This is a genomic window from Desulfolutivibrio sulfodismutans DSM 3696 (assembly GCF_013376455.1).
GTDB classification, from domain to species: domain Bacteria; phylum Desulfobacterota; class Desulfovibrionia; order Desulfovibrionales; family Desulfovibrionaceae; genus Desulfolutivibrio; species Desulfolutivibrio sulfodismutans.
This window is the reverse complement of record NZ_CP045504.1, coordinates 985,761-1,011,385: the sequence shown is the minus strand read 5'-3', so window position 1 is coordinate 1,011,385 and position 25,625 is coordinate 985,761. Positions and strand designations below refer to the sequence as shown.

26 protein-coding genes, 1 tRNA gene and 1 pseudogene are annotated in these 25,625 nt (G+C 62.2%); 18 read left to right on the top strand and 10 right to left on the bottom strand.

Annotated features, from left to right (window positions below):
- Nucleotides 1–5: 5 nt before the first annotated feature.
- Together GD606_RS04855 and GD606_RS04850 are read right to left on the bottom strand one after the other, a co-directional pair.
- Nucleotides 6–1,640, bottom strand: a complete 1,635-nt coding sequence (locus tag GD606_RS04855; protein WP_176629219.1) for a glutamate synthase-related protein — start codon at nt 1,638–1,640, stop codon at nt 6–8.
- Nucleotides 1,604–2,734, bottom strand: coding sequence for a class II glutamine amidotransferase domain-containing protein (locus GD606_RS04850; protein ID WP_163303753.1), 1,131 nt, complete (start codon nt 2,732–2,734; stop codon nt 1,604–1,606). Before GD606_RS04850 ends, GD606_RS04855 begins: the two co-directional genes overlap by 37 nt.
- A gap of 193 nt (nt 2,735–2,927) precedes the next feature.
- Here GD606_RS04850 and GD606_RS04845 point away from each other — a divergent pair, with 193 nt between their 5' ends.
- The 7 genes from GD606_RS04845 to GD606_RS04815 all read left to right on the top strand — a co-directional run bounded on the left by GD606_RS04845 (nt 2,928) and on the right by GD606_RS04815 (nt 9,035).
- A complete protein-coding gene (locus GD606_RS04845; protein WP_163303754.1) occupies nt 2,928–3,671 on the top strand; it encodes a cysteine peptidase family C39 domain-containing protein in 744 nt (247 codons plus the stop codon).
- Nucleotides 3,672–3,674: 3 nt separating this feature from the next.
- Nucleotides 3,675–5,144: a RimK family ATP-grasp domain-containing protein gene (locus tag GD606_RS04840; protein ID WP_163303755.1), complete on the top strand. Its 1,470-nt coding sequence runs from the start codon at nt 3,675–3,677 to the stop codon at nt 5,142–5,144.
- Nucleotides 5,141–6,379, top strand: coding sequence for a carboxylate-amine ligase (locus GD606_RS04835; protein WP_246298977.1), 1,239 nt, complete (start codon nt 5,141–5,143; stop codon nt 6,377–6,379). Before GD606_RS04840 ends, GD606_RS04835 begins: the two co-directional genes overlap by 4 nt.
- Nucleotides 6,372–7,214 carry an N-formylglutamate amidohydrolase gene (locus GD606_RS04830; RefSeq protein WP_163303756.1) on the top strand — a complete coding sequence of 281 codons (843 nt, stop codon included), beginning with the start codon at nt 6,372–6,374 and terminating at the stop codon, nt 7,212–7,214. Before GD606_RS04835 ends, GD606_RS04830 begins: the two co-directional genes overlap by 8 nt.
- 71 nt (nt 7,215–7,285) lie before the next feature.
- On the top strand, nt 7,286–8,152 hold the full coding sequence (locus GD606_RS04825) for a rhodanese-like domain-containing protein (protein ID WP_163303757.1): 867 nt from the start codon (nt 7,286–7,288) through the stop codon (nt 8,150–8,152).
- Between the two features lie 12 nt (nt 8,153–8,164).
- Nucleotides 8,165–8,578 carry a YccF domain-containing protein gene (locus tag GD606_RS04820; protein ID WP_163303758.1) on the top strand — a complete coding sequence of 138 codons (414 nt, stop codon included), beginning with the start codon at nt 8,165–8,167 and terminating at the stop codon, nt 8,576–8,578.
- Between the two features lie 16 nt (nt 8,579–8,594).
- Complete coding sequence (locus GD606_RS04815; RefSeq protein ID WP_163303759.1) at nt 8,595–9,035, top strand: DMT family transporter; 441 nt, start codon at nt 8,595–8,597, stop codon at nt 9,033–9,035.
- Between the two features lie 166 nt (nt 9,036–9,201).
- On the opposite strand, the gene GD606_RS04810 is transcribed toward GD606_RS04815, so the two are convergent.
- Nucleotides 9,202–9,738 carry an NUDIX hydrolase gene (locus GD606_RS04810; protein ID WP_176629218.1) on the bottom strand — a complete coding sequence of 179 codons (537 nt, stop codon included), beginning with the start codon at nt 9,736–9,738 and terminating at the stop codon, nt 9,202–9,204.
- A 54-nt stretch (nt 9,739–9,792) separates the two neighbouring features.
- On the opposite strand from GD606_RS04810, the pseudogene rimI reads away from it, so the two are divergent.
- The 8 genes and pseudogenes from rimI to GD606_RS04775 form a co-directional block, all read left to right on the top strand.
- Nucleotides 9,793–10,233, top strand: a pseudogene (gene rimI, locus GD606_RS20430) (ribosomal protein S18-alanine N-acetyltransferase); the annotation flags it as partial.
- A 72-nt stretch (nt 10,234–10,305) separates the two neighbouring features.
- Nucleotides 10,306–11,502 (top strand): phosphoglycerate kinase, encoded by a 1,197-nt coding sequence (locus tag GD606_RS04805; protein ID WP_246299060.1) that lies wholly within the window; start codon nt 10,306–10,308, stop codon nt 11,500–11,502.
- 4 nt (nt 11,503–11,506) lie between these two features.
- A complete protein-coding gene (gene tpiA / locus GD606_RS04800) occupies nt 11,507–12,262 on the top strand; it encodes a triose-phosphate isomerase (protein ID WP_163302821.1) in 756 nt (251 codons plus the stop codon).
- Between the two features lie 41 nt (nt 12,263–12,303).
- Nucleotides 12,304–12,780, top strand: a complete 477-nt coding sequence (gene secG / locus GD606_RS20845) for a preprotein translocase subunit SecG (RefSeq protein ID WP_163302820.1) — start codon at nt 12,304–12,306, stop codon at nt 12,778–12,780.
- A 13-nt stretch (nt 12,781–12,793) separates the two neighbouring features.
- Nucleotides 12,794–12,879: transfer RNA gene (locus tag GD606_RS04790), tRNA-Leu, on the top strand.
- A 310-nt stretch (nt 12,880–13,189) separates the two neighbouring features.
- Nucleotides 13,190–13,510: a hypothetical protein gene (locus GD606_RS04785; protein WP_163302819.1), complete on the top strand. Its 321-nt coding sequence runs from the start codon at nt 13,190–13,192 to the stop codon at nt 13,508–13,510.
- A gap of 177 nt (nt 13,511–13,687) precedes the next feature.
- Complete coding sequence (locus tag GD606_RS04780; RefSeq protein ID WP_163302818.1) at nt 13,688–13,873, top strand: hypothetical protein; 186 nt, start codon at nt 13,688–13,690, stop codon at nt 13,871–13,873.
- A 102-nt stretch (nt 13,874–13,975) separates the two neighbouring features.
- Nucleotides 13,976–14,551 carry a helix-turn-helix transcriptional regulator gene (locus GD606_RS04775; RefSeq protein WP_163302817.1) on the top strand — a complete coding sequence of 192 codons (576 nt, stop codon included), beginning with the start codon at nt 13,976–13,978 and terminating at the stop codon, nt 14,549–14,551.
- Between the two features lie 454 nt (nt 14,552–15,005).
- Here the strand turns inward: GD606_RS04775 and GD606_RS04770 are convergent, their stop codons facing one another.
- Entirely contained in the window at nt 15,006–15,152 is a 147-nt protein-coding gene (locus GD606_RS04770) for a hypothetical protein (RefSeq protein WP_163302816.1), read from the bottom strand.
- 846 nt (nt 15,153–15,998) lie between these two features.
- Here GD606_RS04770 and rsgA point away from each other — a divergent pair.
- The gene (gene rsgA / locus GD606_RS04765; protein WP_163302815.1) at nt 15,999–17,054 is read left to right on the top strand and encodes a ribosome small subunit-dependent GTPase A; all 1,056 of its coding nucleotides are present in this window, start codon (nt 15,999–16,001) and stop codon (nt 17,052–17,054) included.
- Between the two features lie 213 nt (nt 17,055–17,267).
- On the opposite strand, the gene GD606_RS04760 is transcribed toward rsgA, so the two are convergent.
- From GD606_RS04760 to potA, 6 genes are all read right to left on the bottom strand, one after another.
- Nucleotides 17,268–18,350 (bottom strand): Lcl C-terminal domain-containing protein, encoded by a 1,083-nt coding sequence (locus tag GD606_RS04760; RefSeq protein WP_163302814.1) that lies wholly within the window; start codon nt 18,348–18,350, stop codon nt 17,268–17,270.
- A gap of 298 nt (nt 18,351–18,648) precedes the next feature.
- Nucleotides 18,649–19,506 (bottom strand): menaquinone biosynthetic enzyme MqnA/MqnD family protein, encoded by an 858-nt coding sequence (locus GD606_RS04755; protein ID WP_163302813.1) that lies wholly within the window; start codon nt 19,504–19,506, stop codon nt 18,649–18,651.
- 339 nt (nt 19,507–19,845) lie between these two features.
- Nucleotides 19,846–20,889, bottom strand: a complete 1,044-nt coding sequence (locus tag GD606_RS04750) for an ABC transporter substrate-binding protein (RefSeq protein WP_163302812.1) — start codon at nt 20,887–20,889, stop codon at nt 19,846–19,848.
- On the bottom strand, nt 20,886–21,653 hold the full coding sequence (gene potC, locus GD606_RS04745) for a spermidine/putrescine ABC transporter permease PotC (RefSeq protein ID WP_163302811.1): 768 nt from the start codon (nt 21,651–21,653) through the stop codon (nt 20,886–20,888). Before potC ends, GD606_RS04750 begins: the two co-directional genes overlap by 4 nt.
- Nucleotides 21,650–22,504 (bottom strand): spermidine/putrescine ABC transporter permease PotB, encoded by an 855-nt coding sequence (gene potB / locus GD606_RS04740; protein WP_163302810.1) that lies wholly within the window; start codon nt 22,502–22,504, stop codon nt 21,650–21,652. The genes potC and potB overlap by 4 nt, the downstream gene beginning before the upstream one ends.
- Entirely contained in the window at nt 22,482–23,645 is a 1,164-nt protein-coding gene (gene potA, locus GD606_RS04735) for a spermidine/putrescine ABC transporter ATP-binding protein PotA (protein WP_163302809.1), read from the bottom strand. The genes potB and potA overlap by 23 nt, the downstream gene beginning before the upstream one ends.
- Before the next feature lie 404 nt (nt 23,646–24,049).
- On the opposite strand from potA, the gene GD606_RS04730 reads away from it, so the two are divergent.
- Together GD606_RS04730 and GD606_RS04725 are read left to right on the top strand one after the other, a co-directional pair.
- On the top strand, nt 24,050–24,241 hold the full coding sequence (locus GD606_RS04730) for a hypothetical protein (RefSeq protein ID WP_163302808.1): 192 nt from the start codon (nt 24,050–24,052) through the stop codon (nt 24,239–24,241).
- A gap of 473 nt (nt 24,242–24,714) precedes the next feature.
- Nucleotides 24,715–25,584: a DsbA family protein gene (locus tag GD606_RS04725; protein WP_163302807.1), complete on the top strand. Its 870-nt coding sequence runs from the start codon at nt 24,715–24,717 to the stop codon at nt 25,582–25,584.
- Nucleotides 25,585–25,625: the final 41 nt, after the last annotated feature.

Below are 25,625 nucleotides of genomic sequence, written 5' to 3'. Positions count from 1 at the left end.
GCGGCCTAGACCACGTATTTGATCTTGAGCCGCTCGGCGGCGTGATAGTCGCTGATCCCCAGGGCGTCGGACATGCCGATGGGCAACGAGGTGGAGCGGCCAAGCGGGGCCACGATCTTTCGCAGTTCCACGTCGAAGGCCACGAAGGTGTCCACCAGCCGTTCGGCCACCTTCTCCGGGTCCAGGCGGCGATAAACCCGGGGATCCTGGGAGGTGATGCCCTTGGGGCAGACGCCGATGTTGCACACGTTGCAGCGGTCGATCTCCGAGCCTACGCAACCGGCTGCGGACTGCATGATGTACTTGCCCACCTGCACGGCGCTGGCCCCGAGCATGATCAGCGACGCGGCGTTGGCGGCCAGGTTGCCGTTTTTGCCGATGCCGCCTCCGGCGATGAGCGGAATCTCGTTCTGACGGCCCTGTTCCACCAGCGACAGGTAGCAGTCGCGCAGGTTGGAGGCGATGGGATGCCCCATGTGGTCCATGGACACGGCGTAGGCCGCGCCGGTGCCGCCGTCCTCGCCGTCGATGGCCAGGCCTGCGGCGAAGGGGTTGCGCACCAGGTTGTTTAAGACCGCCCCGGCCGAGGTGGTGCCGGATATCTTGGGATAGACCGGAACCCGGAATCCCCAGGCCATGGACATGGACTGGATCATCTTGGCCACGGCCTCCTCGATGGAGTACTTGGTCTGGTGGGTGGGGGGGCTGGGCAGGCTCACGCCCGGGGGCACGCCCCGGATGGCCGCGATGAGCTTGTTGACCTTGTGCCACATGAGAAGCCCGCCGTCGCCGGGCTTGGCCCCCTGGCCGTACTTGATCTCCACGGCGCAGGGGTCTTCCTTCATCTGGGGGATGGCGTGGATGATCTCGTCCCAGCCGAAATAGCCGCTGGCGATCTGTAAAATGACGTATTTGATGAAGCGCGAGCGCAGGAGCCGGGGCGGGCAGCCGCCCTCGCCGGTGCACATGCGCACGGGCATGTTCAGCTCCTCGTTCAAATAGGCCACGCCCATCTGGAGGCCTTCCCACATGTTGGGGGACAGGGCCCCAAACGACATGCCGCCGATCATCAGCGGATAGATCTCGCGCACCGGCGGGGTCCAGCGACCTTGCGCGAAGGCGGCCATGCCCTCTTCAGGGGGCAGAATGCGGCCCAAAAGCGTGCGCAGCTCGAACTCGTGGCGTCCGGCGTCCAGGGCCGGGTCCGTGAGCATGGAGATGCGGATGAACTTGATCTGGTCCAGCAGGCTGCCGGTGGCGTTGCGCCGTCCGCCCCGGGTGCGGGGCTGGCCGCCACGGTTGTTGTGGAACTTCAGCGTGGTGGCCTCGGGGTGCGACGTGGGCTGGATGGCGTTGTTGGGGCAGACCATGTTGCACATGCCGCAGCCGATGCACCGGTAGGCCGGGTCCGTGCGCTGCCGGATGCCCTGGTAGACCGTGACGCTTTGGCCGGGCTTGTTTTTGAGTCCCACGGAGACGGACAGCTCCCGCTTGCGGAACACCCCGAGCTCGATGGCGCTCACCGGGCACACGGCGGTACACCGCCCGCACAGGGTGCAGGTGGACTTGTCCCAGTCAAGCACCCAGGGGAGATCCTTGAGGCTCAGTGTGGACGGAGTAATGACTGGCTCTGACGGCATATTTTCACCTCACGGCAATCCGGCCCGACAATGGCCGTATCGAGATACATGGGTTGGAAATCCTTGCTCCGGTCACGCTCGGGGATGGCCTCGTTGAGGCCGCAGATCTCCGAGGAGAAGGCGAAGATGCCGGGACGGCCGCCCACCACGCCGGGCCGGAGTTTCTTGCGGTCCTGGACCATGAACATGGACCCGTCCGGGGTGCAGCCGATGACGCAATTGGGGCCGTCGATGGTCAGCTTGCGGCACACGTTCTTGATGTTGGAAAGAAACGCCCGGTCGGGGTGGCTCTCCAGTTCCTGGTCGGCCAGGGGGGTGATGACGTGCTTGTAGGCCTCGATGCCGAGTCCCAGCCGGTTCAGGGTGAAGTGCAGGATATGGGTGAAGACCTCGGAGTCGGACTGGTACCCCTCGTAGCCGATGACGCCCCGGGACAACAGGTATTCCCGGATGGGCACGAAGGCCGTGTTTTCCCCGTTGGTCATGGTGCTTATGCCCTGGATGAAAAAGGGATGGCAGGCATAGAGGTTGATGGCGTAGTTGGTGTTCTGCCGCCCCTGGGCCAGGATGCGCTTGGCGAAAAACTCCTCGCGGTCGAGCCCCAGGTATTCGGCCACGGTCACCGGATCGCCCACCTCTTTGATCATCACCGTGTCCGGCCAGAAACTGAAGACCTTGACGTCCTCGTTGTCCGCGCCCATGTGGCGCAGGTCGAGCCTGGCCTGGACCAGGGCGGCCTCGCGCTTGTCCCTGGGCAGATCCTTCCACTGGGCCGAGGGCTCGTAGGCCCGGGCCAGGTAGGTTCCGCGCCGGGGGGTTCCGGCCGGGGGATCGTTTTTGGGCGTGATGGCTACGGTGTGCTTGGCCAGAAAGCCTTTGCTCATGGCGTATTCGTCCAGAAGCCGCAGGCCCTTATCGGTGAAAATTCCGGAAAGGATGGGGCAGTCCGGCATCTGGCCGAAGGGACCGCCGAGGCCGCTCATGAAGAGGCCCACGCCGGAACCGTCATGGCCTTCCTTCATGACGTTTAGGGCGTTGACGGCCAGCATGGGCGAAACCGGCTCCTGGCTGGTGAGGGCGAAAAGGCGACACATGGTTTCCCCCAAAAAGTGTGAATTTCCCGACACGATTGCGTGGAGGGGAAACTTCAATAATGTTTCAACAGGGGGTACGTCAAAGATTAGTTTCCCTTTCGGGGTTTTTTTCTCTCATGACGTTTGACATTCCCCTGCCTTCGGGTGTTTGATCAGGCCGTCCCGGCGGCACAGCCCGCCAGGCCACCCCCCCATGGAATCCAAACTCGGCATCGACATCCTCCCCCAACCGGACGACATCACCTGCGGGCCCACCTGCCTGCACGCGGTCTATCATTATTATGGAGACCGCATCCCCCTGGAGCGGGTCATCCGGGAAGTCCCCACCCTTGAGGGCGGCGGCACGCTGGGGGTGCTGCTCGGCAGCCACGCCCTGGCCCGGGGCTACGGGGCCAGGCTTTATACGTTCAATTTGCGGGTCTTCGACCCCACCTGGTTCGGTCCCGGAGCGCCGGACATGGCCGACCGGCTCATCGAGCGTATGGGGGCCAGCGTCGATCCCAAACTCAGGCTGGCCTCCCGGGCCTATCTGCGGTTTCTGCGGCGCGGCGGGGAAATCGTCTTCGAGGATCTTTCCGCTGTGCTTATCCGCTCCCTGCTGAACCGGGGCCTGCCCATCCTCACGGGCCTGTCGGCCACCTACCTGTACCGCACGCCACGGGAACGCGACGACGAGACCGGAAAGATCGTGTACGACGACGTGCATGGCGAACCGTCCGGACACTTCGTGGTCATGAGCGGCTACGACAAGGAGACGCGCCTGACGCGCATCGCCGATCCGCTTTTGCCCAATCCCATGAGCGACGGCCAATACTACGACGTGCCGCTCAATCGGCTTATCTGCGCCGTCATGCTGGGCGTTTTGACCTATGACGCCAACATGCTGGTGGTCTTTCCTCGCCGGGTGAAAACCAAAAAACGCAAATCCAGGAGATAAGACGTGTCTGTTTTGGTGGTCATTGAAAATCCCGAGGAATGTTCCCTGGTCTTTTCGGGAGTCGAGCCCGTGGCCGCACGGTCCTATCTGGCCGACGACTCCTTTCCGGCGCTCAAGGGCGTCAAGATCTTCAACCTGTGCAAATCCTACCGCTACCAGAGCATCGGCTACTATGTCTCGCTTCTGGCCGAGGCCAGGGGGCACAAGCCCGTGCCGGGCATCGTCACCATTCAGGACATGAAGTCCCAGAGCATCATCCGCCTGGTCTCCGGCGAGCTTGAGGAGGTCATCGGTCGGCAACTGGTGGACCAGGAGCCGCGCAAGATCAGCGTGAACATCTACTTCGGCAAGACCCCGGACAAGATGTTCGAGCCCGTGGCCTCAAGGCTTTTCAAGTCCTTTCCGGCCCCGTTTTTGCGCGCCGATTTCGGCTGCTCGGCCTGCTGGAATTTGCAGAACATCTCGCCCATAAGCGTCAAGGACATCCCGGCGGCGGATCGGGAATTCGCCCAGTCTGTGGCCTCGGAGTTTTTCGCAGGAAAGAAGTTGGTCATCCCCAAGCGGCCTGTCAACCGCTACGACCTGGCCATTCTCTACGACCCGGCCGAGAAACACCCTCCCTCGAACCAGAAGGCCTTGAAAAAGTTCGTCAAGGCCGCCGAGACCGTGGGCCTTGGCACGGAACTGATCACCCGCGACGACTCCAACCGCCTCTCCGAATTCGACGCCCTGTTCATCCGCGAAACCACAAGCGTGGACCACCACACCTACCGCATCGCCCGCAAGGCCCTGGCCGAAGGGCTGGTGGTCATCGACGATCCGGAATCCATCCTGCGCTGCTCCAACAAGGTCTATCTGGCCGAGCTCATGACCCGCTACCGGGTTCCCGTGCCCAAGACACTCATCGTGCACAGCAAGAACATCGATCAGGTTCTGGACGAATTCTCCCTGCCCGTCGTGCTTAAACAGCCGGACAGCGCCTTTTCCCAGGGCGTGGTCCTGGCCCGGGACAAGGACAAGCTCCTCAAAGAGGTGAAGCGCCTTTTGTCCAAGTCCGAACTGGTCATTGCCCAGGAATATGTGCCGTCCACCTTTGACTGGCGCATCGGCATCCTGGACCGGCGACCCCTTTTCGCCTGCAAGTACCACATGGCCGCCAAGCACTGGCAGATCCTTCGCAAGGACGGGTCCGGCCGGGAGGTCTACGGCAAGGTGGAGACCTTGCCCGTAACCAAGGCCCCGAAAACCGTGGTGCGCATGGCCCTAAAGGCCGCCAACCTCATCGGCGACGGTCTCTACGGCGTGGACCTCAAGCAGATCGGCAAGAAGGTCTACGTCATCGAGGTCAACGACAATCCCAACATCGACGCCGGATACGAGGACGAGGTGCTCCAGGACGAGCTGTACCTGCGCATCATGGAGGTCTTTTTGAAACGCATTGAGACCCGCAAGGCCGGGAGCATGGTCCCGTGAGCGGGGGCGCCTTCCATCTTTTCCAGGTCACGGGACTTGAGATCGAATACATGATCGTGGACGCGGCGACCCTGGGGGTGCTGCCCCGGGCCGATCTCGTCCTGCGCGATGCGGCCGGGGCGGCGGTCTCGGACGTGGAGCATGACGACATCTCCTGGTCCAACGAACTGGTGTCCCACGTCATTGAGCTCAAGACCTCGGGCCCGGTCCCGCGTCTGGCCGGGGCGGCGGCGGCCTTCCAGGACCACGTCCGGCGCATAAGCGCCATCCTGGCCCCACACGGGGCCAGACTTCTGCCCACCGGAGCCCATCCCTTCATGGACCCGGCCCTGGAAACGGTGCTGTGGCCCCATGAATACGGCCCGGTCTACGGAGCCTTCGACCGCATTTTCGGGTGCCGGGGACATGGCTGGTCCAATCTGCAAAGCATGCACATCAATCTGCCGTTTTGCGGCGACGAGGAGTTCGGCCGCCTGCATGCCGCCGTGCGTTTGCTTTTGCCGCTGATGCCCGCCCTGACCGCCTCCACGCCGGTCCTGGACGGCCGCGTCACCGGCCTGCTCGACAGCCGCATGGGCTTTTACGGGAAAAATTCCGTCCGGGTGCCGTCCGTGGCCGGTCTGGTGGTTCCCGAGCCGATTTTCGACGAGGCGTCCTACCGCCGGGACATTTTCGAGCGCATGTATCGGGACATGGCCCCCCTGGACCCCGAGGGCCTGTTGTGCGACGAATTCCTCAATGCCCGGGGGGCCATCGCCCGTTTCGACCGTGGGGCCATCGAGATCCGCGTCCTGGACACCCAGGAATGCCCGGCCGCCGACGTGGCCGTGGCCGGGCTGATCCGTGGCGCGCTTCTCTCCCTGGCCGAAGGCCGGGCCGGGGATATCGGGCGATACCGGGACATGGATACGGCGCGTCTGGCGGACATCCTGCGCGTGGTCATCCGCGACGCGGACACGGCGGTCGTCGACGACCCGGACTTTCAGGCGGCGCTTGGGCTGCCGGTCGGCCGGATCACGGCCGCCGACGCTTGGAGGGCCCTTCATGCAGCAGCCCGGCCGGACATGGAGCGCGATCCGCTCTGGGACGCGCCCCTTGGGACCATCCTGACCCGGGGGTGTCTGGCCCGGCGCATCCTGGCCGCCCTTCACGGCGACGTCTCGCGGCCCAATCTGGCGGCCGTCTACCGGCGGCTGGCCGACTGCCTGGAGGCCGGGGAGGTCTTTGATGGCTGACGCCCAGGCGGCGCGGGCCAACACAGGGCAGTCCGCCGGGACGACCGGCAAGGGCCATGGCGGGCCATCTGGCGGGTTGCCCGACGGGTTGCGTGGCCATGCGGCGGCCGTGGTGGTCACCTGCGAGCACGGCGGCAACCGGGTGCCGCCCGAGGTGGCCTGCCTGTTCACCACCACGGGCGATCATCTGGCCGGGCACGGCGGCTACGACGCCGGAGCCCTGGAGATGGCCCGGGCCTTTGCCGCCGCATTCGCCGCGCCGCTTTTTTTCACCACCGTGACCCGTCTGGTGGTTGACCAGAACCGCTCCCTCAGCCATCCCAAACACTTTTCCAAGTATACCAAGGGGCTTCCCGAGGCCGAGCGGCAGGCCCTCCTCGACGCCCACTACCACCCCATGCGCCGGGAGACGCGTGAGGCCGTGTCATCGGCCATCGCCCGGGGGCGAACCGTGGTCCATCTGGCCTCGCACAGTTTCGTGCCGGTCTTGCACGGCGTGTCCCGGACCATGGACATCGGGCTTTTGTACGATCCCTCCCGGGAAGGGGAACGGGCCCTGTGCGCGGCCTGGAAAGACCGCCTCAAGGCCCGGCGGCCCTGGCTCCGGGTGCGCCGCAACGCGCCCTACAAAGGCGTCTCCGACGGGCATGTCACGGCGCTTCGCAGGTTGTTCCCGGCGGGCTACCTGGGCATCGAACTGGAGGTGAACCAGCGGTTCGTCGCAGAGGACCGGCCCGCCTTCGACGATCTGCTGCTCGTTGTGCCCGACACCTTCGCCGAGGCCCTGGCCGACATCGGCCTTGTCTGCGGCGACACGCCGCCGCCGTCGTCTTGACATCGACACGCGGCGCGCGCATGTCACCCTATGACGGAAACTGCAATCAGTCCGCAGGGCGAGGATACTTCATGCCGAAAGACATGCCGGGTGCGACGGACCAGGTGGTCACCCAGAGCGCCGACGAGGTGCGCCGGTTTCTGGCGGGACAACCGCCGGATGCGGTCAATCTGGTGGATGTGCGCCAGGACTGGGAATACCGGGAATTTCATCTGCCCGGGGCGCGGCTTGTGCCCCTGGGGGAACTGCCGGATCGCCTTCCCGAGCTGGACCGGGAAAAAACCACGGTGACCTATTGCCGTTCCGGCCATCGCAGCGCCGCTGCTGCGGCGATTTTGGCCGGTCAGGGATTTTCCCCGGTGGTGAACATGGCCGGTGGGGTGCTGGCCTGGCGCGGGGCCGGGGCCGTCGGCCCAACGGAGCAGGGGGTCGGGTTTTTGCCGCCAACGGCGAGCCCCGAGGCCATTTTCCAGACGGCCTACGTCATGGAGGTCCGCCTTGGCGCGTTCTACCACGCCCAGGCCGAACAGGCCGCCGATCCCGAACTGGCGGACACCCTTCGCCGACTGGCCGGGTTTGAGGACAAGCATAAGGCCATGGTCCTGGCCCTGTGGCGCAAAAGCGGGGCGGCGGTTCCGGATGCGGCGACGCTTAATGCCGCCGTGTCCGAAAACCCGCCGGGTGCGGCCCTGGAAGGGGGATTTTCCGGCGAGGCCTATCTTTCCGGACGCGGCGGGGCCCCGGAAGACCTGCGCGACGTCCTGGAGCTGGCCATGGCCGTGGAGGCCCAGGCCCAGGATCTGTACCTCCGGTGCGCCCGGGCGGCCCTCTCCGAGGACAGCCGCGAGGCCCTGTTGCGCCTTTCCCGCGAAGAAAAGGGACATCTGGCGGCCCTGTCGGCGCTTTTGGACCGGATGTCGCAAAATAACGAACCCTAATCTGGAGGAAGCATGGCCCCGGTCAATTTTTTGTTGAACATCCTGTGGCTTCTGCTCGGCGGTTTTTGGATGGCCGTGGGGTGGTACCTATCGGGCATCCTCATGTTCGTGACCATCATCGGCATCCCCTGGGGCCGGTCCTGCTTTGTCATCGGCACCCTGTCCCTGTGGCCTTTCGGCAAGGAAGTGGTCAACCGGGAGTTGGTCACCGGGCGTGAGGATCTGGGAACGGGCGGGCTTGGCCTTCTGGGCAACATCATCTGGTTCGTCCTGGCCGGAATCTGGCTGGCCATCGGGCATGTCCTGGCCGCCGCGCTCAACTTCGTGACGATCATCGGGATTCCCTTCGGATTTCAGCATTTGAAGCTGGCCATGCTGGCCATGGCGCCCATTGGGAAGACGGTGGTGGATAAAACATACAATTGAACAAGGCGTCTCACGCATGAAGTGGCCTTTTCTCCTCATGGCGCTTACGGCGGGCATCCTGATCCCGGTCCAGGCGGGCATCAACGCCCTTTTGGGACGGGTTGCGGGCGGGGCCGAGCCCGCCGCATTCATCTCCTTTGCGGTGGGGACGGTGGTCCTGGCCGCCTACCTGCTGGTGTTTCGCATTCCCATGCCCCTTGGCCAGACCTTTGCCGTCTCGCCCTGGTGGTACTGGACCGGCGGGGCCTTCGGGGCCTTTTTTGTGGCCGCCTCGGTGGTCCTGGTTCCCAAGCTTGGAGCCGGGGTCATGATCTCGGTGATCATCGCCGGGCAGATCGTGGCCTCCCTGGCCCTGGATCATTTCGGCGTCCTCGGCTATCCCGTGCGGCCCCTGGACCTGCAACGGATCATCGGCGCGGCGCTATTGGCCGCCGGGGTGTTTTTGATCAAGGGATAGCGTGGCGTTCATAAAAAACATTTTTTGAATAAAAATCATAAATTCAAAGTGTTGCTGCTTTTGAAAGCATGCCGGAAATTCCCGAACGCCATACGAGGGGGGAAGGGGCTGCGGTGCGGAAAGGGCAGGCCCGCCGGACGGTCGCCGGACGGTCGCCGCGCGAGGGCTATCTGGCCGCCGGGAACACGGCGTTTTGCTCGAAAAAATGGACCAGCCCCGGGGTGAGCAGTTCCCGGAAGCGCTCCACCATATAGGCCAGTTCCGCGTGGTCCACGAACATGCCGTCGGAAACCTCGTCGGGATTGGGGAGCGGTTCGGCGGCGGTTTTCCCGGCGTGGTAGAGGGTCACGAACTCCTGCCCGGTCAGGGGCGAGGCCGTGGCCGTGGCCACCACCCGCATCTCCCGGGCCGTGATGCCCAGTTCCTCGTCAAGCTCGCGCAGGGCCGCCTCCAACCGCGATTCCCCAGCCCTGACATGCCCCGAGGCGGAGACGTCGTAGCGGCCGGGATAGAACTGCTTGGTGGCGGCGCGCTTTTGCAGGTAGACCTTGCCGCGCAGGTCGTAGAGCAAAACGAGCACGGAACGGTGGGGCAGGGACTGGCGATGGACGGCGGAAAGGGGCATCACCCCCAGGGGGCGGTCGTTTCCGTCCACATATTCCACGAGTTCCACGGGGGGGGCTTTCGGGGCGGGTCGTTTCATGAACACCTTTGGGCGTTGGCTGTCACGACGCCGACATGACATTTTTCAGGGGAAATGGGAATGTCCGTACACGGTGGCCGGGGCGAAAGGGACGCGGTGCTGTTTTTCAAACCCGGGGATGCGGCGCGTCTGGCGGCCTTTGAGCGGCAGTTTTTCCCACAGCCCTGGACCGAGGATCAGTTTCGGACCAGTCTTGGCGGCAGGCATTTTTTGTGCTGCGGCATCGAACGAAACGGTCGGCTTGCCGCCTACCTGACGGCCACCCTGGTGGCCGGTGAGCTTGAGATTTTCAATATCGCGGTGCAGCCTGAATATCGGCGGCAGGGCCTGGCCCGGTGTCTTTTGGGAGACGTGTTGCATCTTGCCCGTGAAACAGGCATGACTGATGCGTTTCTGGAGGTTCGCGCCTCCAATGTTCCGGCCCTGGCCCTGTACGCCTGCTTCGGATTCAAACCGCAGGGACGGCGACGGGCCTATTATCCGGACAACCAGGAAGACGCCCTGGTGTTGCGGCGCACATGCGGCGACACGGGCGGCATTGAGCGAAAAAACCGGCAAGGAGCAACCATGGGCATGAAGTTTCTCGATCAAATGGACATCTCCGGAAAACGGATTTTACTTCGCGTGGATTATAATGTTCCCCTGGAGGGCGGACGCATCACCGACGACCTGCGCATCCGGGCCAGCCTGCCCACGGTGCGCTACGCCCTGGACAAGGGGGCCTCCCTGGTCATGTGCTCGCATCTGGGCAAGGCCAAGGGCAAACCCGACCCCAAATATTCCCTGGCCCCGGCTGCGGCGCGGCTGTCCGAGCTGATCGGGCGTCCCGTGGCCATGGCCCCGGACTGCATCGGCCCCGAGGTGGAGAAGATGGTGGCGGCGCTTAAGCCCGGCGAGGTGCTCATGCTTGAGAACCTGCGCTTCCACGACGGCGAGGAGAAAAACGATCCGGAATTCGCCAAGGCTATGGCGGCCTACGGCGACCTGTTCGTCAATGACGCCTTCGGCACGGCGCATAGGCCCCACGCCTCCATGGTGGGCTTCCCGAAATACGCCAAGGCCGCCTGCGCCGGCTTTTTGCTCAAAAAGGAATGGGAATACCTCGGGCAAGCCATGGAGAAACCGGCCCGGCCCTTTGTGGCCGTGTCCGGCGGGGCCAAGGTGTCCTCCAAGCTCGGGGTGCTGAAAAATTTGTTGGCCAAGGTGGACCGCATGGTCATCGGCGGGGCCATGGCCAACACCTTCGTGGCCGCCCAGGGCTTTCAGGTGGGCGCGTCGCTGGTCGAGCCGGACCTGTACGAAGAGGCCAAAAGCATCCTGGCTCTGGCCAGGGATCGCAAGGTAAGCGTCTACCTGCCCGTGGACTTCGCCGTCTCCATGGACGTCGGCAAGCCTCTGGGCGAGATGAAGCCCGCCGGGGTTTTTCCCTATCAGGACATCCCGGCCGAGGGCATGATCCTGGACATCGGGCCGACCACGGCGCGGCTGTTCGCCCAGGTTTTGGCCCCGGCCAAGACCGTGCTCTGGAACGGCCCCATGGGGGCCTTCGAGAATCCGGATTTCGCCGAAGGGTCGCTTTCCATCGCCCGGGCTCTGGCCGACCTCGACGCGGTGACCGTGGTGGGCGGCGGGGACACGGACGTGGTGGTGCACAAGGCCGGGCTGGCGGACAGGATGACGTTTATTTCCACCGGCGGCGGGGCCTCCATGGAATTTCTGGAGGGCAAGGAACTGCCCGCCTTCAAAGCCCTCAAGGAGTGCTAGCCGCATGATGAAACTTATGGCCGCCAACTGGAAGATGTACAAGACCCGGGCGGAAGCCGTGGAAACGGCGCGCCTTTTTGCGGAACTGATCGCCGGGCGGCTTCCGGCCGACCGCGAGGTGCTTCTTATTGCGCCATTTACCTCGCTTTTCGCCGTAGCCGACGAGATCGTCTCCGCCCCGGGGGTTTTTCTCGGCGCGCAGAACTTCTATCCTGCGGCCCAGGGGGCCTTCACCGGGGAGATCGCCCCGGACATGCTCCTCGACGCGGGCTGCGCCTATGCCCTGGCCGGGCATTCCGAACGTCGCCACATCCTGGGCGAGTCCGACGAGTTTGTGGGCAAAAAGGTGGCCTTCGGCTTGGCGGCGGGCCTGTCCATGGTCTTGTGCGTGGGCGAGAAGATCGAACAGCGCAAGGCCGGGGAACTGCGCCAGGTTTTGACCCGCCAGATGGAGGCGGGGCTCTCGGAAATCGCCCCGGACGCGGACATCTCCACCCTGGTGGTGGCCTATGAGCCGGTGTGGGCCATCGGCACGGGGCTGACCGCCGGACCCTTGGACATCGCCGAGGCGCATGGCATCGTGCGGGAATTGCTGCGATTGCGTTACGGTGAAAAAGCCAATGAAATCCGTATCTTGTACGGTGGAAGCGTCAAACCGGACAACTGCGGGGAAATAATCGGCATTGACAACGTGGACGGAGTGCTGGTAGGTGGCGCAAGCCTTCGGGCTGAGAGTTTCGCGGCCATTGCCCTGGCCTAACCCCGGGAAAACAACCCGGCGAAAAAACGGGAAAAATTAGTTTGACAACGCTTATCGTCACCATTCATATTCTCATCTGCCTCGGGCTGATCATCCTGGTGCTCCTGCAATCCGGCAAGGAGGGCATGGGCGTGATTTTCGGCGGCGGCAGCCAGTCGGTGTTCGGCAGCTCCGGCGCCGGGGGCCTTCTGGTGAAGTTGACGGCCGTTTTCGGAGCGGTTTTCTTCGTCACCTCCCTGGCCTACAACGCCATGACCGGCGCGGAACGGCACGGATCGGCCACCTCGATCATGACCGGGGTCCAGATTGAGGAACCGGCGGTTCCCCAGACGGCCCCTGGCGGGGATGCGGCCAAGCCCGCCACAGCCAAGGAAGAGGGCGCAGGCCCTGTGAAATTTGAAGAAACGGCGCCTCCCGCCGCACCGGCCCCCTCGGCCGGGACAGAGAAGACGGACGGGAATGCGCCTGCCGCCGCTCCGGCCGCCCAGCCGGGCACGGAGAAGCCAGCCGGGCAGTAAGCCCGCGTATCATGCCGAAGTGGTGGAACTGGTAGACACGCCATCTTGAGGGGGTGGTGAGCCATGCTCGTGGGGGTTCGAGTCCCCCCTTCGGCACCACGACATCAAACGGGCCGCAGCCAAAAGGTTGCGGCCTGTTTTTTTTGTTCACGCGACGGCACTGAAGGATCGAACGGCTTGGGTTTCCTCTCGCTTCCGCTAGGGGATACGGGGGGCAACCACGAGACGGCAAGACGCCTGCTGCGGCGCGGACCTTGCTGCCTGCCCGTCAGAAATGCCGATGACGGAAAATCCGTTATCGGTTATCCTTGGACAACCTTCCCCGACCTAGGGGCGGATTTGCTAGCCGCCCCGAAAAACCGCGTCCCAGACGGGCTGGCCGGGGATACTACAGGGACGCTGAGGGGGCATGGGGATGCTGCCAGTAACAGATAGAGTTAGTGAACGTGCAAAAAATTTAATGACGCAACTATTAGAATGTTGCAAAGGGGATGATGGTTCTTTTAATGGTTGTTTTTTATTCTTCGATGAAGACTGTGGCATTATAAGCCAAAAGAAAATAATTCCAGCAACATTGCAAGTATGCACTAATTATATTTTATGTCAAATTGAACGTGACATGGAGAGGTTTAAAAGGCTATGGGAAGATGATAAAAATCCATGTTTCGTATTTGAAGCATATAGTCTTTGTAGAGAACATGATTTTTCTATCCCTGGTTGGGTGTTATAATACTTTGATATTTGTTATAAAAACATGCACAATTTGTTAGTGTCGTCTTTGCATGCTAATGGTAAGGTTGTTGATAGAGACGCAGTAAGGGATATTTTTTGCTTCAATTCAAAAGGACAAGGTAGCCACATTTCGCGGTGGGCTAAAAGTAGGGTGAAAAGGATATTTATTGACACCATGCTCACCGTGCTTGCATGGGAGGTAAAGACTAACGCGAAACTTAAAGGAGTGTCAAAAGAAGACGCTGCGATTGAAGAAGTGATATCGCAGATGAAAGAAAGGTATTTTTTTAGCAAGAGAGAGATTTCCTTTGAGACTGCGCGGGCGTGGTGGCGCGCTTATAAAAAAACAGGGAAATTTTAGTTGCCGACTAAATAGCCTTTTCTCCACGGCCCTTTTTTGGTTTGTACTGGACTATTCCACCGCCCGAACCGGGAAAGGTGGCCCTCCTAGCGGAGACTGTCCATGCAACCCGACCATCACAAGCCCGAACGTCTCTTACGCCTCCCCGCCGTCCTCGCCCGCATCCCGTATAAGCGATCCCGCTTCCTGGCCCTGGTCCGCGAGGGCGTTTTCCCGCGCCCGGTGAAACTTGGCCCGCGTGCCGTGGCGTGGCCGGAAAGCCAGATTGACGCCGTGATGGAGCGCATCCCATGCCTGCATCTGTCGCCGCTACGGGTGATCGCAACATTTTGCCGCGAGTGTTTCGTAGGCCCGGCAGGCGCGTGCACAGTCAAGTCATGCGTTTTCTGGCCTTACCGCCGAGGGACCATCCCTGATGGTTCGTCTCGGGAACTGGTGAAGGTCATCAAGGAGTATTGCGCCGGATGCCTGCCCGAGGAGAACCCGGTGGGCTGTTCGGCAGGTGGCGAGTATCGAGGGTTGGCCCCGTGCCCGTGCTGGCCGTTCCGCATGGGGCGCAATCCGTACATCGGACCTGAGGTGCGGGAGAATCGGCGACAGTATGCCTTGGGCCAGCTCAATCTGCTTGGCTCACAGGCCCTTTGTGCCCCCAGGATCGACGCAACGCCCCCGGCGTGAAGGTTGGCCCGAGTCCCGCCCGGATGCTGAAGAAACCCGAAAGACTATTCCCTGCCATCTTGGCATGGCGCGGGCGGTGGACAAAAGGCTGGCGCCTGAAAAGAGCGCGAGAGTTACAGGGTGCAACCCAAAAAACGCGGCTCAACGGAGAGTATATTTTTTTCAGCATAAGACGCGAGACATCAGGACTATCGTGACCCCTGAAGATGTTTGCCCAGAGAGGCCCCCGATGGTCGTCCTGGACGCCCCGGGGACGACGAAAGGCGGAAAATTGATCAATGGACTATGGGCAGGTTGGCTTGCGGGCCTCAGGCGGGCGGATATGAGACCGGTCTTTGGGCGAGGGCCTACTTGCGGCTACCAGGACGGCGGGGCTTGTCGGGAGGGAGGAAGAAGAACAGGATTGCCATGGCGATGCCCATAAGGCCGATGAGGGTATAAATCGTGTTGGCGGTCATCGTTCAATCCTCCCGGTCAAGAACAGGCACAGGCCCATAAGAACCGCGCCGATGAAGAAGGCGTACAGATTGGTCTGGAAGAGCGCACCCACGAGGCAACCCACGGCCATCTTTTCGCGGGCATCCGCAATCCGTTTCCTCATGCCCCTACCTTGCTCATGCCTGGTTGGAAGTCAAGGCTCTGGTATCCGTGGCCTGCTTCCCATGGTTGCGCCCATGGGGGTAAAAGCCTAGCCCAACTTCCCGGGGAACTGAACGGGCTCATTCGCGTACACCTTCGACCATATTTTTCCGGAAAAGTGTCGGGAGACTACGAGGCCGGGGAGGGGGGATCAACAAATTATAGGGGCACATTGAGGGGCATGTGAGATAAATTATCTCCTTTGTATTGTGGCAGTTAAGTAATCAATGTGCGTCCCCTCTTTCACCACGACAATCCTGGGGTTGCAGACAACACGCTGCAACCCCTTTTTGTTTCGGGGGGGGGCGGCGAGTCTCCCTCGGCGGTCTTGACGCCACGACGGCCCTTGCGTATCACCCCCCGCATTCATCCACCTTTCCAGCAGAGGTTTTTTTGAGAACCACCACTCGGGATCTTGTTGCCCTGGTTGTCGGCGAGAGCCGCAGCCGGTAAACACTCCCACGGCGTGGGCCTCCCGTAAGGGAGGCGTTTTGCGCCACGGAGCGATCTGTTCCGCCTGTAGCGAACCTGCCCGGCCTCCCGGGCCGGTCTTTTCGTGCTCTTGTCCGACACCCCCCTTCCTTGGCGTTTGGTCATGGCCATCACAGGCCATTGGCGTCGCATGGGCGGGCCTGCCGCCCGGCATGCCCCGCGTTCGACCATGCGATTCACCGCACAGAAGGAGTTCTGCAATGCAGATACGAAGGGATCATCCCCACGACGTTTCGGGCCTTTCCCATATCCACCTCGCCGCCTTCACGGGGCGTCCGAGGCATGCGCCCGGTTGTGAGCCCACGGGGGAACAATCATGACCTTGCAAGATATCGGATTCGACCACTGGTTTGCCGCGCAAACCGCCGAACTGGGCAGCGATGGCTGCGGCTTTGCCCGCATATCCGCCGTTGACCGGGGTTCATACATCATACACGACGCCAGAAGGGAGGTTCCGGCTGAACTGTCAGGGAAGCTCGCCTACCGGATTGAGCGTCCCGCCGACCTGCCCTGTGTCGGCGATTGGGTGACGGCGCAATGGTATAATAATGATACGGCGGCGATCATTCATCAGGTGTTCCCACGGAAGTCGTTCTTGCGACGCAAGACCCCTGGCGAGGCCATCGAACACCAGATGATCGCCGCCAACGTCGATACCGCCTTTCTTGTCCAATCCTGCCATTTCGACTTCAATCCGAGGCGGTTGGAGCGATATGTGGTCATGGCCACGGACGGGAATGTTGAACCGGTGGTCCTGCTCACGAAGACGGACCTGGTCACCGAGGAGGCCCTGGAGACGACGCTTGCCATCGTCCGTTCGGTCACCACGGCCCAGGTGATGGCGCTTTGCACGATCACCGGGTCCGGGTTTGCTGCGCTGCAACAGACGCTTCTTCCGGGAAAGACGTACTGCCTGCTTGGTTCCTCGGGTGTCGGAAAGACGACCCTGGTCAACCGTCTCGTGGGCCAGGAGGCCTTTGCAACCCAGGCCGTCAGCGGCACCGGGGAGGGCATCCATACGACCACACGGCGGCAACTCGTCGTCCTTCAAAGCGGCGCGCTGCTGATCGACACGCCCGGCATGCGGGAGCTCGGCCTCATCGGCGACGGCGAGGAGGTGGACATGGGGTTTGAGGACATCGCCGCGCTGGCCGAACGGTGCCGCTATGCGGACTGCCGCCATGCCCACGAGCCCGGCTGCGCCGTCAGGGCCGCCGTTGAACTGGGCGAATTGCCTAAGGATCGGTTTGAGAGCTTTGTGAAGCTCAAAAAGGAGTCCGCCTTCTACGGCATGTCGCAACTGGAAAAACGGCAAAAGGACAAGGCCTTCGGCCGATTCGTGAAATCGGTGAAAAAGCGCAGGAAAAACTGAAACATAGCCCGCCCCGTACGCCAGGCAGCCGCCGGACGTTGCAGACCGGCGGCGTTGCGTGGCGTACGGTCACAGGCGCCATGCACAACACGCCGCTTTCGCACCGGAAAATGGAACACCTCCAAAACCAGACGGCGGCGGAGCGTGGTCAACATTCTTAAGCTGGTGTCCGGTTTCACGGGGGCAAATCCAGTCTTCTCCACAATTATAGCGTCAATTGTTAAGGAGCATCAAGGATACCCCGGGGGGCATGCCGGTTGCGGCCAGCCCGCCTCGGATGCATCGGACGTGTTCTTCGGCTGATGACTTGGCGGGGCGGCCTGAGTAGCCGTAAACGAAATCCATGCGCCACGCATCGGTTGGCGCCCCGGAGTTGCTGGTACTGGTCCAGTAGAACCATCCCGTTGACCCCGTTACCGTAAATGCCGGATTAATTGAAGGACTTTGGAGCTCATCGTCCACAAGGCTTTCTAGTTCGCGCTTGTTGGGCAGACGCCAGTCCGTCTCCCCCCCGGTGGTCTGGTCCTGGCACCAGGCCAGGGCCGCCTGCCAGTTCATGGCCGTTTGGCTCCCGGCCTTCTCCCAGACCCGGCCCGTGGTCAGATCCGTCACGGTGCCGTCCCCGTTATCGGAGTAGGTCGGTTTCAACAGCTCAGCGCCGCGAACGCATCGGACATTTTGTTCTCCGCCCTTGGAGGCGCCGCCCGAGTCGCCATAGTATGCGAAGACATACCACCCGTAAAACAGGTAGCCGAGATAGTCGGTATTGGCCCAATACGAATTGGTGTTGTCCGTGCAGGAAAAGGCGGGATTGAGGGCCGGGTTGAAGCGGCCGGCGTCCACGATGCTCAGGAGTTCCCAGCGTGACGGCAGCCGCCAATCCGTCTGCCCGCCCAGTTCCAGATCCTGGCAATAGGTCACAGACTGTCCCCAGGTGCGCTGCGTGCCGTCGTCAACCTGCTGCCAGATCAGGCCGGTGACGCGGTCCGTGACGGTGCCGTCGCCATTATTCGTATAGGAGAGCGGCGAATGTGTGTAATTTGCGTCCTGGCCGTAAAATGCCTCTCCTTGTTGCGGGCAGGTGATGATTCCTGAATTGTTGTAGCAAGTGATTTGGCCGGTATCCGGAAGAGTATATGCATGGGCATATTGCATCATCAACATAATATTGCATGCAATTACTATTGAAAAAATCGGAATAATAATTTGAGATATGCTAAATTTTGTCGAAGCATAAAATATCATATATCCCTCTTTTTTGTAGATAGTTAACTGCAATGCTTTACATGCAGACATGAAATAAAAATACTAATATAGTCTTTTATATTTTATCGTACCATGCTTTTCATGCTTCGCACAAGCTCAAAGTATGGGGTGTCTGTTCTTGGTATGTACATGAAATATAATGCGGTATGCGCAAGGCATCCGGTGCGCCATGAATTACCTGACCCTATGGTCAGGGATCCGGGCTTTTCGTGTCGGCCATGAGAAGACAGGGATGGGGGAGCGGAGAGCTTTTCGAAAAGGGCAGGAGGACGTCTTCTCTCTGATGCGTGAAAGCCAGGCAGGGGGGGCGACAGCCGGGTCCTACCCGTCAGACCATCTGCCAGCGCAGGCCCGGCACGGCGTCGAGAAGGCCGAGCTCCCGGCAGTGGTGGGCGAAAAGCAGCAGGGAGGCCTGTCTGTCCGGCCCCAGGTCGTAGCTGACCCCGCGCAGGTAGTTCGCCAGGGCCTTTGCCTCGATCCAGTCCGGCCGACCGCCGCTTTCCACCAACTCGTCCAGGCGGTGCGGCAGACCGGCCTTGATCTCCATCAGCCTGTTCCACATCCCGGACAAGGTCTCGCGCCGCGCCGCGCCAAGCCCCTCGCGCACGATCCAGGCCGCGAACACGAAGGGCAGCCCGGTAAACGCGTGCCAGGCCTCGCCCAGGTCGATGATGTGCCGGCCTGCGGGCGGGTCGAGGTAATACGACAGGGCCGTGTCCCCGATCTCCACAAAGGGCCGATCCGTGTAGAGGCCCGTGCCCGGGGCGGTCATGGACCATGCCGCGTCGGGCAGCTTCCAGTGGAACCGCCAGAGCACCCGGAGCAGGGCGTTGGAGCTGGCCGAGGCCTGGGACAGAAGCACCGTGTCCCCGGTGCGGCACAGGTATCCCTCAAGCTCGTCCAGGGGGACCGGGCTGACCAGGAGCACGCTTTGGATGGGGGCCACGGCGGCGCTGATGCTCAAATCCGGCAGGAGGGAAAATCCTTCGGGATTGGCCAGATAGGCGAAGGCCGAGGCCGGGGCCACGTCGATCTCCCCCCGGCCCAGGGCGGCGTTGAGTTCGGAGGGGTGCCCCGAAACGCAGTCCATGTGCGGGTTGGCGTCGATGGCCGGGGCCAGCAGGGTGAAAAGGGGCCAGACGTTTAAGTAGGCGATGCGGCCGATGCGCAGGGTGGGGTGTTGCATGGGGGGGCACCTATCCGAAGCCGCCGGAAAATTCAAGGCGCACGGCTGCGTACCGTTTTCGGTCGTTCCCGGTCGCTCCAAGCTGTTCCTGGAAGCGCCCGGCCGCGCATACCGGCATGAGTGGCCCATCCGGGTGACCATGGATAGTCGATGGCCATAGGATGGACGAGCCCAAGGACCGCAGACCGTCCCGGGCCGGGCGCGGCTTCGGCCCGGGAGGCGGTCGAAGGCCCCAGCACAGGGCAGCCCCCGTTCCGGTCTGGCCGGAAGGGGGCTGGCGGCCGTCGCGCCCGCAACGGGCGAGTGGTTTTCGTGTCTACGCCGGTTGCGGCGGGTGTCTCAGCGTCCGGTCTTGAGCTTGCTCCAGTACTGTTCGTAGAGGCGCTGGGCCGGGCCGAGGTCGGTCTCGAATTCGCTGCCCGTGAGCTTGTCCGCCGGGGGATAGATGATGGGGTTGTCGCGAATCTCGGCCGGGAGCAGGGGCATGGCCGCCTTGTTGGGCGTGGCGTAGCCCATCTCCTGGGAGATCTTGGCCGCCACCTCGGGCCGAAGCAGGTAGTTGATGAAGGCGTGGGCGTTGTCCACGTTGGCCGCGTTTTTGGGGATGCACAGGTTGTCCACCCAGCGGTTGGCCCCCTCCTTGGGATAGACGTAGATGATCTTGTCGTTTTCGCCGTTGGCCACGTAGGCCTCGCCGTTCCACAGCACGGCCACGGACACCTCGCGGTTGAGCAGGGCCTGCTTGGGCGAATCGGAATCAAAGACCTTCACCGCCGGATAGAGCGACTTGGCCCGCAGATAGGCCTGCTCGATGTGGGCCGGGTCCGTGTCGTTGGTGGAATACCCGAGCACCTTGAGCGCCATGCCGAGCGTGGTGCGCATGTCGTCGGGCAAAAGCAGCTTGCCCGCCAGGGCCGGATTCCACAGGTCGGCGTAGCCGGTGATCTGGCCTTCGGGAACCAGGTCCGTATTCACGGCGATGCCCGTGGTGCCCCACATGTAGGGCACGCTGTGGCCGTTTTCCGGGTCATAGGGCAGGTTGCGGAAGGTGTCGTCCAGATTGGACAGGTTCGGGAGTCTGCCCTTGTCGATGGGCGCCAGCAGATCCTCGGCGGCCATGCGGCTGACGAATTCGGCCGAGGGCACCACGATGTCGTAGCCCTTGCCGCCGAGCATCTTGATCTTGGCGTACATGGTTTCGTTGCTTTCGTAGGTGGTCAGCTTGACCTTGATGCCCGTCTCCCTGGTGAAGTCCGCCACCACCTCGTCGGGCAGGTATTCGGACCAGATGAAGACGTTGAGCGTCTTGTCCGCAGCATGGGCCGCGACGACCATGCCAAGGGCGGCCAGAAGGACCGCGAGGGCCAGGAGATGTTTTTTCATTTTCGCTCCTTGAAGCAGAGTTGGGTGAGAAAGACCACGGCCAGGGTGACGCCGAACATCACCGCGCACAGCGCATTCACCTCCGGTTTCACCCCCAGCCTGACCATGGAATAGATCTTGAGCGGCAGGATCTCGAAGGTGGGACCGGTGACGAAAAAACTGATGATCACGTCGTCGAGCGACAGGGTGAAGCTTAAGAGCCATCCGGCCAGAACGCCGGGCATGGCCAGGGGCAGGATGATCCGGGAAAACACCTCGAATTCCCGAGCCCCCAGGTCCATGGCCGCCTCCACCAGATTGCCGTCCAGGCCTGTCAGGCGGGCCAGCACGGTCACCGTGACGAACGGCAGGCAGAAGGTCACATGCGACAGGAAAAGAGTGGTGAACCCCAGGGGCAGGCCCAAAAGGACGAAGAGCATGAGCAGCGAGATGCCCATGACGATGTCCGGGGACATCATGACCACGTACATGGAGGTGGACAGGATGGTGCGGCCCGTGAACCGGTAACGCTTCAGCGCAATGGCCGCCAGGGTGCCGATGATGGTGGCCGCCGTGGCCGAGGCCGCAGCCAGGAGCAGGGAGTTGACGGCGGCGTCCAGAAGGACGGAGTTTTCGGCAAGCTTCACGTACCACTTGGTGGTGAATCCCTTCCAGGTCACCACATGCTTGGCGTCGTTGAAGGAATAGACCGTAAGCACGGCCAGGGGCAGATACAAAAAGAGGTAGACGGTCCCCAGATAGGCGGCCTTGACCATGCGTTTCATGCCGGTTCCGCCCGGCGCACGCGTTTCTGGCACAGCCAGTAGACATAGAGCAAAAGGCCCATGACCACGGTCAAAAGGACGCTGGCCGCCGCGCCGAAGGGCCAGTCCCGGGCCACCAGGAACTGGTTGCGGATGAAGTTGCCCACCAGCAGGCTTTTGGCCCCGCCGAGGATGTCCGGCACGTAGAACATGCTCAAAGCCGGCAAAAAGACCAGCATGCTCCCGGCGATGATCCCGGGCAGGGTCAGCGGCAGGCTGACCCGGAAAAAGGTCTGGAAGGAACCGGCCCCCAGATCCCGGGCGGCCTCGATGAGCCGGTGGTCCAGCTTTTCGATGGAGGCGTACAGCGGCAGGATCATGAACGGCAAAAGGGTGTAGGTGAAGCCGATGAAAACCGCCGTGTTGGTGTACAGAAGTTCCACCGGTTCGGAGATGACCCCGAGCCACAAAAGGGCTGAATTGAACAGGCCGTTGACGTTTAAAATGGCGATGAGCGCGTAGGTGCGGATCAGCGAGTTGGTCCAGAAGGGAATGATGACGAATACAAGCCCCATGCGGCGGCGGGCCGGGGTCATCCGGGCCAGGATGTAGGCGAAGGGATAGCCCACGAGGAGGCACAGGACCGTGGTGCCCAGGGCCAGCCACACGGAATCCAGGAAGATTTCGAAAAAGGCCGGGTCGAAAAGCCGGGCATAGTTGTCGAAGGTAAAGATCGGGAGGACGAATTCCGGTTCGCCACGGGTGAGGAATCCGGCGATAAGCGTCAGCAGGTTGGGGACGATGACGAAGACCGCAAGCCAGCCCACGGTCAAGGTCACCGCAATGGTCTTAAAGAGACTGCGATCCTTCATCGGGCAACACCACTTCCCAGTCCTCGACCCAGCCCACGCGCACCCGCTCGCCCACGGAGAAAAGGGCCTCTGGCGCGTCCTCGTTGAAAAACTCCGTGGCCAGAATCTTTTTGCCGCCCGACATCTCGACGATCAGGTCGATGGTCATGCCCTTGTAGACGGTATCCACGATGGCGCCGGTCAGTCCTCCGGCGTCGCCCGGCGCGGCGCGCTCCAGGCGCACATCCTCGGGGCGCAAAAGCACCTTGATCGGCGACCCGGCGGACAGAGAGCCGCAGGCCGTCCCGTGCGCCCCTGACGCGCAATGGGCGCCGTTGCCGTTGCCGTTGCCGCCAAGCGACAGCCGGACCTCCTCGCCCTCCACCAGGGCCTGCATGGAAACCCCGTTGCGGGACAGCACCCGGCCCTCGAAGGTGTTGATCTCCCCCACGAACCTAGCCACAAAAAGGTTTTTCGGCTTTTCGTAGATGACGCTTGGGGAATCGATCTGCTCAATGGCCCCTTCGTTCATCACCGCCACCCGGTCGGACATGGAGAAGGCCTCTTCCTGGTCGTGGGTGACGAAGACGAAGGTAATGCCGAGCGTGCGGCGAAGCTCCTTGAGTTCGATCTGCATGGCCTTGCGCAGCTTGTAGTCCAGGGCCGACAGGGGTTCGTCGAGAAGCAGCACCAGGGGCTTGTTGACCACGGCCCGGGCGATGGCCACCCGCTGTTGCTGGCCGCCGGAGAGCTGGCTGGGGCGGCGGGCATGGTGCGTCTCCATCTTGACCATGCGCAGGGCCGAAAACACGTCCTCTTCGATGACCTTGGCCGGGGTCCGGCGCATGCGCAGGCCGAAGGCCACATTGTCGAAGACGGTCATGTGCGGAAAAAGCGCATAGTTCTGAAAAACGGTGTTTACGGCCCGTTTGTGGGGGGGCAGATCGGTGACGTCCTTGCCGCCGATGCGCACCCGCCCCGAGGAGGGGTGTTCGAAACCGGCCAGAAGCCGCAGGATGGTGGTCTTCCCGCAACCCGAGGGGCCAAGAAAGGTGAGAAACTCGCCGTGATTGATGGTGAGATGGATATCTCCAAGGACCGGCTGGTCCCCGAAACGTTTGGAAACATGCTCCAGTTCGATGCAAGGAAGTGTGTTTTCCATCGCCCCTTGTCATATCCTCCGGTTTGGTGCTGCCGGGACCGACGGAAAAAGGGGGGAACCGCCGACCGGCGAGGGGAACATGGAGTGAAACCGGGGGGATGTCAACGATCAGAAAATCGCGTCCGGTGCGGCTTTCCGTGGGGCGGCCCGTTGCCCGTAAAAAAATCGGGCAGTTATCTCATGCCCCGAGCCACGGAAAAACGCATTTTCGGGAAAAAAGTTTGGCCGGGGACGTCCGCCAGGGCAGGGCAAGGCAGGGCAGGGTGTCCCCGACAGGCAACTTTTTTTGAGGCCGTCGTTTGGTCCTAAAGAATGAAGGGGGCGAATCCGATAGGATATCTTGGGAAAAGCAGTATCAGCGCCTTCCACGAGGCGCGCCGGATTTCCCAAGGGAGAAAGCGATCATGACGCTGTCCGGATTCAGCATGCCGCCGGAGATATCTCATAATCGGGCCATGGAAATCATCGCCGAATATTTGACGATTTCCAGCGAGCAGCGCGTCAAGGCCCAGATGCAGTTTGAAGAGATGATGATAAGTCGGGAAATGCCCATCGAAATGGCCTTCAAGGCCGCCATCGTCAACAAGAAGGCCTGATGACGGCCCGTTTCCCGTGCGGGGGCCGGCACGTCACTTCTTTTTTCCGTCTTCCGTTTTTTTTGTCTCCGGATTGGGGCGCCGCTCACGGCGGCAGGCAGTCCCGGGGCCTCAGGCCCTGGGACCGATCACGGGGCCGCTTAAGCAGAAAACCACAATGACCGCCAGCACGGCGACCATGACCACCAGATAGGCCATGCCGCATCTCCTTGTTTGCGTCGTGTTGTCCTTACTCGATCACTCGCCCCCCGTCATCCTCAAGGAATGCGGCGGATCAGGCCGCCTGGCCATCGAGGCGTCCTCCTGGGGCGCGGCGAGGCGCGTCGGCAGGAAGCGGATGACAATACGGGGGGACTGCTGTATCTTCTCTGAAAAAATGCAGAGAAGCGGCCAGGGCGTCCCGCGCGCCCCCAGCCTGACGGCGCTCGCCGGATGCCGCAACCCGCCACATCAGCACGGAAAAGGAAAAGACAATGGCAAAACGACGTGTGATCGTAGCACTCCTTGTAATCTTTGGGTTTTCCGTGGTTCCGGCCCGGGGCGCCCAGAATGTGGAAGCTGAAATGCGGACCCTGCTCAAGGAACATCCCGAGATTCTCCTTGAGGCGCTTCGCAAGGAAAAGGCCCAGTTGCTCGGCATTCTGGAGGAGGCCGCCCAGGAGCGCCAGCAAGCCGAGGAGAAAAGGCGCATCGAGGAGGAGATGAAAAACCCCCTCAAGCCTGTGCTCGATCCCGGCCGCCTGTCCCTGGGCAAAGCCGACGCGCCGGTTGTCGTCGTGGAATACTCCGATTTTTTCTGCCACTATTGCGCCGCCGGGGCCGGAATCATGAAGGAACTGATCAAGACCCGCCCGGAGGCGGTCAAGGTCGTGTTCAAGCATTTCGCCGCAGCCCCGGTCTCCCGCCAGGCCGCCCTGATCTTTGAGGCTTTGGGACTGCAAAAGCCTGAACTGGCCTGGGCCTTCCACGACGCCGTGTTCGCCAATCAGGAGAAGCTGGCCGAAGGCGGCGAGGCCGCCCTGCGGGAACTGGCCGTGTCGCTTGGGGCCGACGCCGCGCGCCTGGACGCCGACATGAAGCGCCCCGAGCTCGACGAGCGGCTGAAGAAGGATGTGGAAGAGGCCAGGGCATTCAAATTCCGGGGCACTCCCACCTATGTCGTCGGCGGCATGTCCATCCGCGGCGCGGCCCCGCTGCCTGTCTTCGAGGAGGCTGTGGACAAGGCCGTGCAAAACGCCAAATCCGGGGCTGCGGCGCCGGGCGGCAAGGAGGCCAAGGTCGCAGCCAACGGCGCTGCGGGAAAGGACAACAAGGAATGCACGGATTGCCGGGAGATCAAGTAGGCGTGCACGAATTCCCGGCTGTCCAGGGCATGTGAATCGTT

Bases quoted from the DNA above. Each gene is read 5' to 3' on its own strand.
- GD606_RS04855 (WP_176629219.1), bottom strand. From the start codon at position 1,640: ATGCCGTCAGAGCCAGTCATTACTCCGTCCACACTGAGCCTCAAGGAT.
- GD606_RS04850 (WP_163303753.1), bottom strand. From the start codon at position 2,734: ATGTGTCGCCTTTTCGCCCTCACCAGCCAGGAGCCGGTTTCGCCCATG.
- GD606_RS04845 (WP_163303754.1), top strand. From the start codon at position 2,928: ATGGAATCCAAACTCGGCATCGACATCCTCCCCCAACCGGACGACATC.
- GD606_RS04830 (WP_163303756.1), top strand. From the start codon at position 6,372: ATGGCTGACGCCCAGGCGGCGCGGGCCAACACAGGGCAGTCCGCCGGG.
- GD606_RS04825 (WP_163303757.1), top strand. From the start codon at position 7,286: ATGCCGAAAGACATGCCGGGTGCGACGGACCAGGTGGTCACCCAGAGC.
- GD606_RS04820 (WP_163303758.1), top strand. From the start codon at position 8,165: ATGGCCCCGGTCAATTTTTTGTTGAACATCCTGTGGCTTCTGCTCGGC.
- GD606_RS04815 (WP_163303759.1), top strand. From the start codon at position 8,595: ATGAAGTGGCCTTTTCTCCTCATGGCGCTTACGGCGGGCATCCTGATC.
- GD606_RS04810 (WP_176629218.1), bottom strand. From the start codon at position 9,738: ATGAAACGACCCGCCCCGAAAGCCCCCCCCGTGGAACTCGTGGAATAT.
- GD606_RS04805 (WP_246299060.1), top strand. From the start codon at position 10,306: ATGGGCATGAAGTTTCTCGATCAAATGGACATCTCCGGAAAACGGATT.
- tpiA (WP_163302821.1), top strand. From the start codon at position 11,507: ATGATGAAACTTATGGCCGCCAACTGGAAGATGTACAAGACCCGGGCG.
- GD606_RS04785 (WP_163302819.1), top strand. From the start codon at position 13,190: ATGGGGATGCTGCCAGTAACAGATAGAGTTAGTGAACGTGCAAAAAAT.
- GD606_RS04780 (WP_163302818.1), top strand. From the start codon at position 13,688: ATGCTCACCGTGCTTGCATGGGAGGTAAAGACTAACGCGAAACTTAAA.
- GD606_RS04775 (WP_163302817.1), top strand. From the start codon at position 13,976: ATGCAACCCGACCATCACAAGCCCGAACGTCTCTTACGCCTCCCCGCC.
- GD606_RS04770 (WP_163302816.1), bottom strand. From the start codon at position 15,152: ATGAGGAAACGGATTGCGGATGCCCGCGAAAAGATGGCCGTGGGTTGC.
- rsgA (WP_163302815.1), top strand. From the start codon at position 15,999: ATGACCTTGCAAGATATCGGATTCGACCACTGGTTTGCCGCGCAAACC.
- GD606_RS04760 (WP_163302814.1), bottom strand. From the start codon at position 18,350: ATGTCTGCATGTAAAGCATTGCAGTTAACTATCTACAAAAAAGAGGGA.
- GD606_RS04755 (WP_163302813.1), bottom strand. From the start codon at position 19,506: ATGCAACACCCCACCCTGCGCATCGGCCGCATCGCCTACTTAAACGTC.
- GD606_RS04750 (WP_163302812.1), bottom strand. From the start codon at position 20,889: ATGAAAAAACATCTCCTGGCCCTCGCGGTCCTTCTGGCCGCCCTTGGC.
- potC (WP_163302811.1), bottom strand. From the start codon at position 21,653: ATGAAACGCATGGTCAAGGCCGCCTATCTGGGGACCGTCTACCTCTTT.
- potB (WP_163302810.1), bottom strand. From the start codon at position 22,504: ATGAAGGATCGCAGTCTCTTTAAGACCATTGCGGTGACCTTGACCGTG.
- potA (WP_163302809.1), bottom strand. From the start codon at position 23,645: ATGGAAAACACACTTCCTTGCATCGAACTGGAGCATGTTTCCAAACGT.
- GD606_RS04730 (WP_163302808.1), top strand. From the start codon at position 24,050: ATGACGCTGTCCGGATTCAGCATGCCGCCGGAGATATCTCATAATCGG.
- GD606_RS04725 (WP_163302807.1), top strand. From the start codon at position 24,715: ATGGCAAAACGACGTGTGATCGTAGCACTCCTTGTAATCTTTGGGTTT.